At 39.4% G+C, this 12,166-nt stretch carries 13 protein-coding genes; 8 read left to right on the top strand and 5 right to left on the bottom strand.

Translation table 11 applies throughout. The annotated features are described in order from the left end of the window. The 4 genes from CAPGI0001_RS13060 to CAPGI0001_RS02705 form a co-directional block, all read left to right on the top strand. Positions 1 to 677, top strand: a 677-nt coding sequence (locus CAPGI0001_RS13060; RefSeq protein ID WP_002666396.1) for an energy transducer TonB, incomplete at its 5' end; no start/stop codon positions are given. Between the two features lie 84 nt (positions 678 to 761). After that, positions 762 to 1,673, top strand: a complete 912-nt coding sequence (locus tag CAPGI0001_RS02715; RefSeq protein ID WP_002666389.1) for a DnaJ C-terminal domain-containing protein — start codon at positions 762 to 764, stop codon at positions 1,671 to 1,673. Beyond that, positions 1,657 to 1,932: a chaperone modulator CbpM gene (locus CAPGI0001_RS02710; RefSeq protein ID WP_002666398.1), complete on the top strand. Its 276-nt coding sequence runs from the start codon at positions 1,657 to 1,659 to the stop codon at positions 1,930 to 1,932. Before CAPGI0001_RS02715 ends, CAPGI0001_RS02710 begins: the two co-directional genes overlap by 17 nt. A 23-nt stretch (positions 1,933 to 1,955) precedes the next feature. Continuing rightward, positions 1,956 to 2,672, top strand: coding sequence for a head GIN domain-containing protein (locus CAPGI0001_RS02705; RefSeq protein ID WP_002666387.1), 717 nt, complete (start codon positions 1,956 to 1,958; stop codon positions 2,670 to 2,672). A 1-nt stretch (position 2,673) separates the two neighbouring features. Here CAPGI0001_RS02705 and lnt read toward each other — a convergent pair whose 3' ends face one another. Then, on the bottom strand, positions 2,674 to 4,263 hold the full coding sequence (lnt, locus tag CAPGI0001_RS02700; protein WP_002666391.1) for an apolipoprotein N-acyltransferase: 1,590 nt from the start codon (positions 4,261 to 4,263) through the stop codon (positions 2,674 to 2,676). An 8-nt stretch (positions 4,264 to 4,271) separates the two neighbouring features. Continuing rightward, positions 4,272 to 5,786, bottom strand: a complete 1,515-nt coding sequence (gene flxA / locus CAPGI0001_RS02695) for a flexirubin biosynthesis tyrosine ammonia-lyase FlxA (RefSeq protein ID WP_002666400.1) — start codon at positions 5,784 to 5,786, stop codon at positions 4,272 to 4,274. 161 nt (positions 5,787 to 5,947) lie between these two features. Here flxA and CAPGI0001_RS02690 point away from each other — a divergent pair, with 161 nt between their 5' ends. The 3 genes from CAPGI0001_RS02690 (at position 5,948) to CAPGI0001_RS02680 (ending at position 9,600) form a co-directional block, all read left to right on the top strand. Beyond that, positions 5,948 to 7,534, top strand: coding sequence for a hypothetical protein (locus CAPGI0001_RS02690; RefSeq protein ID WP_002666403.1), 1,587 nt, complete (start codon positions 5,948 to 5,950; stop codon positions 7,532 to 7,534). A 113-nt stretch (positions 7,535 to 7,647) separates the two neighbouring features. Next, positions 7,648 to 8,706: an endolytic transglycosylase MltG gene (gene mltG, locus CAPGI0001_RS02685; protein WP_002666392.1), complete on the top strand. Its 1,059-nt coding sequence runs from the start codon at positions 7,648 to 7,650 to the stop codon at positions 8,704 to 8,706. A 231-nt stretch (positions 8,707 to 8,937) separates the two neighbouring features. Next, the gene (locus CAPGI0001_RS02680) at positions 8,938 to 9,600 is read left to right on the top strand and encodes a porin family protein (protein WP_002666412.1); all 663 of its coding nucleotides are present in this window, start codon (positions 8,938 to 8,940) and stop codon (positions 9,598 to 9,600) included. A gap of 55 nt (positions 9,601 to 9,655) precedes the next feature. Here the strand turns inward: CAPGI0001_RS02680 and CAPGI0001_RS02675 are convergent, their stop codons facing one another. Next, positions 9,656 to 10,177 carry a ferritin gene (locus tag CAPGI0001_RS02675; protein ID WP_002666410.1) on the bottom strand — a complete coding sequence of 174 codons (522 nt, stop codon included), beginning with the start codon at positions 10,175 to 10,177 and terminating at the stop codon, positions 9,656 to 9,658. 152 nt (positions 10,178 to 10,329) lie between these two features. Between CAPGI0001_RS02675 and CAPGI0001_RS02670 the strand changes: the two genes are divergently transcribed. After that, positions 10,330 to 11,331 carry a DUF4837 family protein gene (locus CAPGI0001_RS02670; RefSeq protein ID WP_002666394.1) on the top strand — a complete coding sequence of 334 codons (1,002 nt, stop codon included), beginning with the start codon at positions 10,330 to 10,332 and terminating at the stop codon, positions 11,329 to 11,331. Between the two features lie 65 nt (positions 11,332 to 11,396). Here the strand turns inward: CAPGI0001_RS02670 and CAPGI0001_RS02665 are convergent, their stop codons facing one another. Continuing rightward, positions 11,397 to 11,786, bottom strand: a complete 390-nt coding sequence (locus CAPGI0001_RS02665; protein ID WP_002666401.1) for a hypothetical protein — start codon at positions 11,784 to 11,786, stop codon at positions 11,397 to 11,399. 128 nt (positions 11,787 to 11,914) lie between these two features. After that, on the bottom strand, positions 11,915 to 12,166 hold a 252-nt coding region (locus CAPGI0001_RS02660; RefSeq protein ID WP_040359447.1), incomplete at its 5' end, for a transposase.

Below are 12,166 nucleotides of genomic sequence, written 5' to 3'. Positions count from 1 at the left end.
AGGTAGGTCGTGGAGAAATCTCTCCTGCTCAGCCCTCACAAGCTGTATCTCCTCCTGATCCTTCCCCTACTCCCCCACAGCCTACCGAAACAACTCCTCAACCTGCTGAAAATGTACTCACTCAAGATACTGACGAGGAAACTGTAGCTATTCCTAAAAAGGAAACTAAAAAACCTAAAAAAGAACCTCAACCTGAAAAAAAGAAAAAAGAACAGAAACCTGAAGCCTCCACTACCAATGCCCTGGCCAATGTGCTCAACGCTTCTAACAAAACTTCTGCTCAGGGAAAAGGAAATGGCAATCAAGGGGATGACAATCTTGATGGCTACAAAGGTGATCCTAAGGGAGACCCTTATTCTAATAGTTTCTATGGTGGCGATGGCTCTGGTGGCAATGGTAAGGGATGGGGACTCAATGGCCGCCGATACATAAGCGGAGAAAAAATATTCCAAGATTGCAACGAATCGGGATTCGTCGTAGTACAGATAGAAGTCGATAGGTCTGGAAAAGTAATTCGCGCCAAAGCTGGTGAAAAGGGGACTACCAACAAGGCGCCTTGCCTATTAGAGGCTGCCCGCAAGTCGGCTCTTACTTATAGATTTAATCCCGATGACAAAGCTCCTCAAACTCAGATCGGTTTTATCTCTATGCATTTCAAACTGGGAGAAAACAAATAATTCTTTGAATATTATTAGGTTATTCCAATATTTTGCAGTACATTTGTCTCATTATAAAAATAAATTCTAATATTCTATATACCAATGGCTTATATTGATTATTATAAAGTTTTGGGGGTGGATAAATCCGCTTCCGCTAAAGAAATTAAGAAGGCTTACCGCCAGCTGGCACGAAAGTATCATCCGGATATGAATCCTAATGACAAATCGGCAGAGCAGCGCTTTAAGGAAATTAATGAGGCTTATGAGGTATTGGGCAACTCCAAAAACCGAGCTAAGTACGATAAGTATGGTAAGGATTGGCAACATAGTGAGGCCTTCGAAAATGCACAACGACAAGGCAGAAATCCTTTTGAAGGATTCGAAGGGGCTACTTATACCAATGAAAATGATTTCTCGGATTTCTTTAAGGAAATTTTTGGTAAGGAAGCGGGATTTGCCAGAAGTAATTATGGATCCGCTTATGGAAAGTTCAAGGGACAGGATCTCCAGACTGTACTCTCCCTCTCTCTCGCAGAAGCCGCCACTACACATCCTGTAACTTTTTCAGTCAATGGTAAGAATATCCGTATCACACTCCCTGCTGGTGTCCAAAATAATCAACAGATAAAACTCAAAGGCTATGGTACTGAAGGAGTCAATGGAGGACCTAATGGAGACTTGTATATCACCATTCATATACACCCAGATCCTATCTTCGAAAGGGTCGGTAATGACTTGAAAACTAAAGTGACTATTGATATGTATACGGCTATCCTCGGCGGAGAAGTTCAGGTCAATACTCTTTCGGGGAAGGTAAAGCTTAAGGTAAAACCTGAAACTCAGCCAGGCACCACCGTACGCCTCAAAGGAAAAGGATTCCCTGTCTATAAGGAAGGAGCTTTCGGAGATCTCTTTATCACTTACACAGTAGAACTCCCTAAGAATCTCTCTGACAAGCAAAAACAATTACTTGAACAAATGAAAAAACTACAAGAAAATGGAACAACCGCTTAGAATTTCAAAAACTAAAGTAATTAGAACTTACAAAATCAAATCTTCTTTTTTCAATGCTTTAGTCGATAATGGATTGATTAAAACCGAAGTAATTGATAGGGTTACTTATGTACACTATGACCAATTAGCTTCCTTAGAACGCTTTGTCAACTGGCATTATGACTTGGAGATCAATGTGCCAAGTATGCAGATCATCCACCGCCTTTTGGAGCAAATTAAGACCTTACAAGAGGAAAACCAAAAACTAAGAAGAAAATAATAACCAAACCCAAAAATCTAATTATGAAAAGAATAGTTATCTTGTGCACTTGCCTATTATTATGGATAGGTTGTAGTCACTCTTTTCCCGTAATCAAGGGAGATAACTCAATCATCTCCAAAGAAAGAAACCTCCCCTCTTATAGCCAAATCAACTTAGAATGTGGTGCAGATATTATCCTAACAAAGGGACAAGTAGGGAATATAACTCTTAAGGCTTCTCAGAACATAGAACCGTATGTGATTACTGAGGTAACTAATGGAGTACTTACCATAAAACTATCTCCTGATTTTTCTTTCCAGTTTACTAGAAAGTTAGAACTTTATATCCCTGTGGATGAGTCCTTGAGCAAAATATCTGTTTCAGGATCGGGAGATATTAGTTCTCGCGAACAATTACATGTTAAAAACCTGACTTGCAAGGTTGTAGGAAGTGGTGATATAGATCTTTCTCTACAAGCGGATTCTTTGTCTGTCTCTATCAAGGGTAGTGGTGATATGGATATCAAAGGCACTACTGAGACTCTTGATGTAACCATTGCCGGCAGTGGTGACTTTCAAGCTGATGAACTCATAACCAAGAAAGCTACAGCATCCATCAGTGGTTCTGGCGATGTGGAACTTTATGTAACAGAACTACTTTCTGCCATTATCCGAGGATCGGGAGATATTACTATCAAGGGAAATCCTAAGAAAGTAGATGTCCAGACCAAAGGCAGTGGTAGGGTAAGATACCTATAAACTATACTTCACTCCTTTTCTTCAGAAAAGACATCAGGAAAATTCCTATTCCTATAAAAGCACTAAGGCGAGCTATATAATCTCCATAGCGAACATATGTAGTTATGTTCTCATTGGCAAGTACAGTTCCCCTTAGTGCTCCTTTTTTTCCATATCCTAAGGATTGGATGATTTCACCTCGCTGATTGATAAAGGCGGATATCCCCGTATTGGCACTACGGGCTATGCTCTTACGTGTCTCTATGGCTCTTAGGCGTGTATAGCTTAGCAGTTGCTTGTGTCCTTGGGTATCTCCCCACCAAGCGTCATTGGTGAGTACTCCTAAGAATTGGGCACCTTGCTTTATATATTCGTTCACATAGGCTCCATAGATGGATTCATAGCAGATCACAGGTGCTACTTTCTCTTGGGATACACTACTTAATACACTGGGGATCTTTTGGGTCGTTTTCACGGCTACTGTGCCCCCTAAATCAATCATAATATTGCCCAGAATGGGTCTTAGCACGGATTGCAAGGGCATATTTTCTACTCCTACGACCAATTTCGACTTATGATGAAAGCCCATAATACCATAGGTATTGAGCAAAAAGGCGCTATTGTAATCATTGAACCAATAGTTTTGCTGTGGGTTATAGTTGCTCTGTGCCCCTACCTTATTCTCATCGGTAAGTACTTGATAGATCGCCGCTCCCATAACCCAATTCAGTTGGGGATATTTCTCCAATAAAGGGTGCATACTGGCCACTTCTTTTCCTCGGGAGATATCGTCCAAATGGTATACACCTTGCGAAATTACAGTCTCTGGAGTGAGTACAAAGTGGGTCTGTGGAGTAATTTTTTTCTCTGCTAATTCCTGCAATAGGGTTATAGTCTCTTCATTAGTAAGACTGTATTTCTCCTCATAGGGGTCTATATTGGGCTGTAGGACAACGACTTCTATAGGCTTCCCCTGCTCTGTATAGTGGGAATATATACCCAAAGAAATGATTATAGGCAAGAGTAGCAACAATCCTATACCTGCTATTCGCTTGTAAAACAATTTTTTATCTTTCTCCTGCAAAAAGAAACGCAAGGTATGGAATAACAACACATTGACTACCAGCACCCACAGACTTCCTCCAAAGATTCCTGTATATTCGTACCATTGTATCCAACTAATATTCTCTGAAAAAACATTCCCTAAGGAAAGCCAAGGCCAAGAGAAATCCCAATGATGATGGAATTTCTCAAAGGCAATCCATATAGTTATAAAAAATATAATGCTTATCTTGGTGCTATTTCTCTTGGCTACTATATGATAAGCCAGAAAAACTAAGCTCATCAACAGGCTATTGACCAAAAAAGCAAAGAGGGAGCCCACTACAGTGGAGTTCCATATCCACCATGTAGTTAGGGTGTTCCATACCAAAAAACTAAGGTAGGAGCAGAGAAATACTTTACCTTTGCTTGCCTTCCCTGTACTACGTAATTGGTATTCTACCCACAATAGGGGAACCCAAGCTACAAAGACTAATAGGGATATACCATAGGTTGGCCAGGCAAGGGCTAACAATATGCCTGTCAGAAGTGCCAAGAGTAAGTGTTTCATAGTTTTTACTAATTGTTCTTTAGAAATGCCTTTACTTTTGCCAAATAGGGATAGGGAGTGATATCTTCTTTGAAGAAAGGAATAATCTGCCGTATCTCTTGATACCACTTTTGGGTAGTGGTGGAGAGTTTGTCTTGGTAGCCCAGTATATCTATGGCTTGTGCGATAGTAATAGCTTCTATAGCCAGCACCTCAAAGGCGTTTTCTATGACTTTATGAGTAAGGGTGGCGGCATTGGTACCCATACTTACTATATCTTGATTGTCATTGTTATTAGGAATACTGTGTACATACATGGAGCTTGATAGAGTTTGGTTCTCTGCCGTTGTGGAGGTCGCAGTGAACTGGATTCCTTGCATGCCAAAGTTGAAGCCTAACTTACCTGCATTGACAAAAGCAGGAAGTATCTCATTGATTTTTGGATTCAGTAGGTAGTTCAGTTGTCGCTCACTGAGCATACTAAGGCGGGTAATGGCCAATTTGAGCTTGTCCATTTCCAAGGAAATATAATCGCCGTGAAAGTTACCTCCATGGTATACTTGTTGGCTTTCCATATCTATAATAGGATTATCATTAGCCGAATTGAGCTCTCGAGTGGCTACTTCTTTGGCTTGGGATAGGGTCTCATAGATAGGTCCCAGTATCTGGGGAACACAGCGTAGGGAGTAGTATTCCTGTACCTTGTCTTTGAAAACAGTTTCTTTATGTTCGCCCTTGTATAAGTGGTCAGCACGCTTTCTTGTCAACTGGCTGTCTGTGAGGTAGTCACGCATCTTGCGTGCTATAAGTTGTTGTCCTTCATGTCTCTTGGCGGCATTAAGCTCCTCTGAGAAATGGTCATCATAGCTCCTTACCAGCTCATTGATGGCACAGGAGAGCTTGACAGACCAATTCAGCAAAAGTGTAGCATAATGGATATTCACCAGGGCAATCCCTGTCATCACTGAAGTTCCGTTCATCAGAGCGATACCTTCTCTAAGGTGTATCTTCAGGGGCTCAAGCCCTTCTTCCTTGAAAACTTCTTGGGTAGGGCGTCGCTCTCCCTTGTAGAAGACTTCTCCTTCCCCTATAAGCACTAAAGCCAAGTGGGCTAATTGTACCAAATCGCCACTGGCACCTACACTCCCATGCTGAAAAATTAAGGGGGTAATATCTCTGTTGATGAGTTCCTTCATCAGGTATATCAGGGAAGGATGCACCCCTGAGCGACCTAAAGAGAGAGTATTGAGCCTACAGAGTATAGCCGACTTTACGACTTCTGGAGAAAAATAGGCTCCCATACCAGAGGAATGACTGCGTATAATGTTGTATTGTAGGGCTAACTGATCTTCCTCTTCTATTCTATACTGCGCCATTGGCCCAAATCCTGTATTTACTCCATAGATAATCTTGTCTTTGGAAAAATTTTTTAGAAATTCATAGCTTTCTCTTACCGTTTTCTCTGTCTCTGTGGAGATTTCTACTTTTTTATGATGAAAAACGATCTTTGCAAATTCTTCAAATGAAATTGAATATGGTTCCATGTTATAGGTTTGTCTGCTTTTTCTAACAGGAGCAAAGTTAGTGAATAAAACTATATCAGGCAATAGGGTAGAAAAATTTATTTTTCTTTTAGTGCTTTTTCTTTGTCGCTAATGAAGTTTTTTGTATTTTTGTCCCTTGTAAAACTCTTAATCATAGCCTCATGAATAGATTATTCTTACTTCTGCTCTTGCTCTCGTGCTTCGGTTGGGCTCAAGAAAAAATCTACATCGACAATAGTGGAAACCCTGTCTCTCAGGACAAGGCATCTCTCTATCGTACCATCTCTGAAAAACAGGGAATTTATCACATCAAGGATTTTTACCTCAATGGCAAGCTCCAAATGGATGCTTTTTCTAAAAATAAGGACTTTAGAGGAATCGAAGAGCTTGTGGGCAAATTCACTTTTTATCTCGAAAATGGGAAAATAGAAATCCAAGGAGAAGAGAAAAAGGGGGAACTCAAGTATAAAATGTTCGATGAAAAAGGTCGTATTACGACCCTTTATAGTAAGGATGCTAAGGACAATGAAATCTCTCAGTCTTATTATTATCCCGAAGAAAAGGATAACTTCAACATTGTTTATTTTCAAGAAAATGGGGAAATAAAAAAGATCGTTCTCTTCGATAAGGATCTCTCCAAGATTCGTATAGAGCGCTTCAATCAGGAGAATGGCAACATACTCTCTCATTATTATGACGAGCGTGGTAAGCTCATTGGCTCTCGCCTGACTAAGGACGATGACTCACCCGCCGAAGGTACTGAAGTAGAATACTATTTCAACCCCGCTCAGGTGAGAATGATTACTCAGTGGGATAACAAGGGTAATATTACTACCAAAAAGGAATTCTATCGTTCCGGAAAAGTATTCTCTGAAAGAACCGTCCGCCAAAAAGATACTATCATTACTTTCCTTAACCCTAAACAAAAGAAAATGGGAGAACTTCTTATCAAAGAAGGACATCCTTACCAAGGAGTAGCTTATAACTTGGATGAAAGTGGAGTGCTTCAGGGAAAAGAGGATTACAAATTGGGTATTCTAAGTGAAAGTACCTTTTTTTACAAAAATGGAAATATCAAACAAAAGGTGGACAACGATATCCATGGAAGTATAAGCAAGATTACATACTTCAATAAGAACAAATCACAAAAGGGAATCGTCTCCTTCAGAAATGAAACTCCTTATGAGGGATACCTCTATGACAATTTGGAGAAAAATGAAAGCTATGTATTCTACAAAGAGGGAGAAATAAATGAAATCAAACAATTAGATGATACTAACCGTCTTCGTTTTTACAAAAAAGTACAAGAAAACGGTGAGGAAGTAGGCGATATTTACAATAAAAAGGGCGAAAAAGAGTTTCATTATATTATCAAAAAAGAAAAAGATAAGGACAGATATGATATAAAGACTACCATATCATTCAAACAATTCAAAAATGGCAAAGAAATTCATTCCGGAGTCATAAAAGATGGCATTCTCAGTCAAGGAAGTATCCGATTGAATAATCGATATTATGAAAATGCTGATTATATCTACAAAATAGTAGATAATAAGATTGTAAAAGATCATTTCTATAAGGATAAGATCTTCAAAACAGAAATTCTTTACTTGGATTACAAAAAGGAAGAAGATAGTGTGTTCCATCCTTACTTAGATGGTTTCGAAATTAGCGAAGAGGATTTCCAACCTTATATGAACAATCCTACTTTCTACCAGCCTATCATGGAATCTTCTAACAGATACTAAAGATAAAGTGCCTAAGGGTTTATTATATTTCCTTCTGTAAGCCTTTTTATCTCTATGCGTCTTAGACCTGACTGTCTTGTGCGCAATAAAACTAATATCCTAATCATTATACGATGATAAAAAAAATTCTCAAAATATTCATCTTTTCCCTTCTTTTGGGAGTACTCTTGGCTGGAGGCGCTATCTATTATGTGCTGTTCTCTCCCAATACAGATTTCAAGGAAAAGAAGTTCATTCTGTATATCCCTACAGGTAGCTCTTACCAAACGGTCATCGATAGCTTGTATCCCAAGCTCTCTCATGAAAACACTTTCTTCTGGGTGGCTAAGTACATGGGATATACCGAACACGTTCGCCCTGGACGCTATGTGGTTCATAAAGGTATGAACAACTTGGCTTTAGTACGTATGCTCCGAAATCGTAGTCAGCCTATCAAAGTCTCTTTTAACAATCAGGAGCGCTTACCCCTCTTAGCCGCTCGTATCGCTCAGGAGATTGAAGCTGATAGTGCGTCCCTGATGAAGGCTACCCTCAACCCTTTCTTCCTCTATGAGCATCAGATGGACTCTCTCAATGTATTGGGACTTTTTATCCCCAATACCTATGAGTTTTATTGGAATACCTCTGCCGAGGAGTTCGTCCATAGAATGGGAAAAGAATACAAGACTTTCTGGAACGATTCCAGAAGAGAAAGGGCGGATTCTTTGGGACTTTCTCCCAAGCAGGTCTCCATTCTTGCCTCTATCGTACAGAAGGAATCGTATAGGGTGAGCGAGCGTCCTACCATCGCAGGGGTATATCTCAATAGGTTACGCCAGAGAATACCTCTTCAGGCCGATCCTACTGTGATTTACGCTATCAAGGAAACTTCAGGCAATTATGATACGATTATCAAGCGGGTCTATCTTAAAGACTTACAAATAGAATCTCCTTATAATACCTACCTACATCCTGGTCTTCCTCCTTCTCCTATATGTATGCCGGATATCTCTTCTATCGATGCCGTACTCCATCCCCAACAACATGATTATATCTTTTTTGTCGCCGATACAGCACGATTAGGCTATCATAAGTTTGCCAAAACCCTTCAAGAGCATAACAAAAACCGCGACGCCTACCGAAAATGGCTCGATCGGAAAACAATGAATAGTAAAGAAAAAGGTGAACAGTAAAGAGGCTGTCCAAAAAGTCCAAAACATTATTTTTCAAAGTTTATTCTATCGAAAATCAGTTATTTTAGATCCTGCTGTAGGGGCGATTTGCAAATCGCCCTTCATGAATAAGACTTTTCGGACAGTCTCTTGGTTCTCTTCCCTACCCCTGTGAATATCTTTTTATTTTTTGTCTTTATTTTTTTATTACTTTTGCGAAATCTTTATCACCAATAACATTTCGATACTTTTATGCGCAAGATTTTTTTACTACTAAGTATCTTTTCTCTCCATCTGTACACCCATGCTCAAGAGTTTGATGTAGGGGTCAAGGGAGGAATCAATTATGTTTCTCTCAGAGGAACCACTTCCGAGGTATCTACTTTCAAAAGCAAACTCGGAGTATATGTAGGAGCTTATGGCGAACTCTTCCTTGGGCGTATCTTCTCCCTACAACCCGAAGTGCTCTTCTCCAGAGAGGGGGCTCGCTGGCAGCGTGAAGGGCTTCTGCCTTCTGGAGATACCTATAAGGCTTCTCTCAATACGGATTATGTCAATGTCCCTATCTTGGCCAATGTCAAGCTCCATGAAAAATTCTCCCTACAAGCCGGCCCTCAGTTCGGATTCCTTGTGGTAAAACCAGAAATAGGATCTGAAGAACCTATCTTCGGTGGAGAAAACTACTTGGACAAAGGGATCTATCGTACCTTCGACTTCGCTGTTGTTTTAGGATTCAAAATACGCTTTACTGACAATATTGCTGGGGAACTACGCTATACCAACTCCCTGACCAATCTCTTTGATAAAAAACACCCCGCACTTGAGGCTGCTAACTTTGGAAATAATAACAACTTCAGACATTCTTATTTCTCCTTTGGTGTAGAGTATCGTATCAAACAGCTTACTATTTTCTAAACAACAAAGGGAGCCTTCTTCAGGACTCCCTTTGTTTTTCTTTTGTCTCAAGCGCTTATGCTCCTACTGGAATACGCTCGTCTATCAGGCGAAGAGCAAACTTGCTTTCTTTCTCATTGACAAAGTCAAACCAAGAAAGAATATCTCGTACCAAACGCTCTTCTTCCAACTGTTCTTCCACAAACCATTGTAGGAAGTGTTCACTGGCATAGTCTTCCTCTTTTCTAGCCAATTTCACAATCGCATTGATAGAATCGGTAACTGCGATCTCATGATCGAAGGTCTTCTCATACACATCTCTCAAGCCTTTGAACTCTTGGGGGATATCCTTCACCTCTGGAGAGAAAGCACGTGCTCCATTGTCATTTAAAAAGTGAAATATCTTTAGCATGTGACCACGCTCCTCTTCAGCATGTTCTAAGAAAAAGGCAGCACTCTTAGGAAAGCCATTCGCTTCACACCATGAGGACATTGCCAAATAAGTAGCACTCGCATGTGCTTCCATTCCTACTTGTTCCTGTAACAACGCTACTACTTTTGCGTTAAGAACAGTCTCTCTTCTTGTTGATTTAGCCATAATTACTATATTGTAAATTCAGGGTGCAAATATATTACTTTTTTGTTGAAAACAAAAACTTTTTTAATTATCATTAATCATTGATTATTAAGATGTTATTTTTTTGTTAAATTATTCATTTTCCTCATTTTTGGAACAATATTAGCTATCTGATGGGAAAATCTATTACCCTTATGAGACATTTCTTGGTATGCCTTTTGACCTCTCTATTACTGATAAGCTGTCATAAAAAGAAAAAAGAACAGTATTTGCCTGATTCTGTGGGAAGTATCAACTCTCTGACTATCGTTATGGATCCGCAACTCTGGGGTGGAGTCGTAGGGGATAGCCTCCGGGAATATTTTGCCTCTCCAGTCGAGGAGATTGCGGGTGCGCGAGAACCTCTCTTTGACATCCAACAGATTCCCTTGGAGGTGTTCGATGGTATGACCCGTGCCGGTAGAAATATCTTGATTGTCTCCACCGATACACGCAATGGATTCGATATCCGCGACTCTCTATATGCCAAGCCTCAGAAAGTCGCTTTTATCATTGGACAAACCACCGACGACCTCATCAGTGAAATACAAAAATATGCCCCTAAGATTATCCGTACCTTCAAGGAAAATGAAATGCAAGAGGTCAGAAACCGTTTCCAAAATACGCTAAATAATACCAAGCTAATAGAGAATACTTTAGGAATACAACTCTCTTTCCCTTCCCTGTACAATATTGTCAAACAGGAAAATAACTTCTTTTGGTTAGAAAGAAAAGTCAAGAATGGTACTGCTGATATCCTTATTTATGAAGTCCCTAAAGGAAAAATCTGTACACACAGCAACCTCTGTTCCGAGGATATTATCCAGATGCGTGACTCCATAGGAAAGCGCTATGTACCAGGCCCTCAGGAAGGTATGTATATGATTACCAGCCCCGCCTTTGCACCTACCTATACCAAAACCCAACTCAATGGCTATCCTACTATCGTAAGCAAAGGACTCTGGGAAGTAAAAGATTTTATCTTAGGAGGCCCTTTCTCCAATTATATTATAGAAGACCCTAAGAGAGATCGATGTGTCGTTATCGAAGGCTTTATTGCCGCCCCAGGCACCTCCAAGCGAGACTTACTCTTCGAATTGGAAACAATTATAAAGTCTGTAAGATTTATCTATTGATTACATTGATTAACTGGTTTTTGCAATTTTTATAACACAGCTGAAACATTATCCTTAAAATTAATTTATCTTATGATGAAAATATCTAATCCTTCAAATGATGTTGTAGCATTTATTTGTATACGATGAGAAGAAGTTTCAATCTTTAATGCGACCACATTTCCAGTTTCATCAAATAAATATCTCATATCAATTATTCTTCCATAGTTTTCTATAGGAGAATGGGACATTATGCAGAAAATATCTTCCTCTTCTAAATCAAAATTACAATTTATCTTTGGTGTCTCTACAAGTTTGATGTTACCATCATTAGAAGATATTTCTATTATCTTTCCATTATCCAATTTAAGAAAACACCACCAAAACATAGGTTTAAATACAGATATTTCTCCCTCTCGTTCTACAAATCCCGATAGAAAAATATCTTCAATCAATAGATTATTATATTGCGTCATACATTTACTCTTTATACATAATTCCTAAGTCAAGTCCTTCCCTCTGCTGGTGCGAGCTTTCAGCTCGTGCCTCTATAATTATTTTATCTTTTTACATTGTACTGCTTGGTAATCATTATGATTTATAGTCAAAAAGAAATGGTTTGCGAATTTATCAAACGGAAATTGAGAGTTAGAAGTGACTCTAACTCCTTTTTATAAGTATGTATATTATCAAAGAAATTCCTTATAGCATCTCGGAATTCTGTCTTGTTCCGATAGAAACCCGTATTGATTACTTTTTTTCGTAAGAATTTCCACAAGCGCTCTATTAAATTGAGGTTCGGAGAGTATGGAGGCAAGAAAATTTGCTTGATTCTATTATCTTCTACCCAGTTTTG

Source organism: Capnocytophaga gingivalis ATCC 33624 (genome assembly GCF_000174755.1).
In the GTDB taxonomy this organism is placed as follows: Bacteria; Bacteroidota; Bacteroidia; order Flavobacteriales; family Flavobacteriaceae; genus Capnocytophaga; species Capnocytophaga gingivalis.
The sequence above is the reverse complement of the archived record's forward strand: the minus strand, read 5'-3'. Positions and strand labels throughout refer to the sequence as shown.

Excerpts from the sequence above, each read along its gene's own strand:
- CAPGI0001_RS02670 (WP_002666394.1), top strand. The coding sequence starts at position 10,330 with ATGGGAAAATCTATTACCCTTATGAGACATTTCTTGGTATGCCTTTTG.
- CAPGI0001_RS02710 (WP_002666398.1), top strand. The coding sequence starts at position 1,657 with ATGGAACAACCGCTTAGAATTTCAAAAACTAAAGTAATTAGAACTTAC.
- flxA (WP_002666400.1), bottom strand. The coding sequence starts at position 5,786 with ATGGAACCATATTCAATTTCATTTGAAGAATTTGCAAAGATCGTTTTT.
- mltG (WP_002666392.1), top strand. The coding sequence starts at position 7,648 with ATGATAAAAAAAATTCTCAAAATATTCATCTTTTCCCTTCTTTTGGGA.
- CAPGI0001_RS02705 (WP_002666387.1), top strand. The coding sequence starts at position 1,956 with ATGAAAAGAATAGTTATCTTGTGCACTTGCCTATTATTATGGATAGGT.
- CAPGI0001_RS02715 (WP_002666389.1), top strand. The coding sequence starts at position 762 with ATGGCTTATATTGATTATTATAAAGTTTTGGGGGTGGATAAATCCGCT.
- CAPGI0001_RS02690 (WP_002666403.1), top strand. The coding sequence starts at position 5,948 with ATGAATAGATTATTCTTACTTCTGCTCTTGCTCTCGTGCTTCGGTTGG.
- CAPGI0001_RS02675 (WP_002666410.1), bottom strand. The coding sequence starts at position 10,177 with ATGGCTAAATCAACAAGAAGAGAGACTGTTCTTAACGCAAAAGTAGTA.
- CAPGI0001_RS02665 (WP_002666401.1), bottom strand. The coding sequence starts at position 11,786 with ATGACGCAATATAATAATCTATTGATTGAAGATATTTTTCTATCGGGA.
- CAPGI0001_RS02680 (WP_002666412.1), top strand. The coding sequence starts at position 8,938 with ATGCGCAAGATTTTTTTACTACTAAGTATCTTTTCTCTCCATCTGTAC.
- lnt (WP_002666391.1), bottom strand. The coding sequence starts at position 4,263 with ATGAAACACTTACTCTTGGCACTTCTGACAGGCATATTGTTAGCCCTT.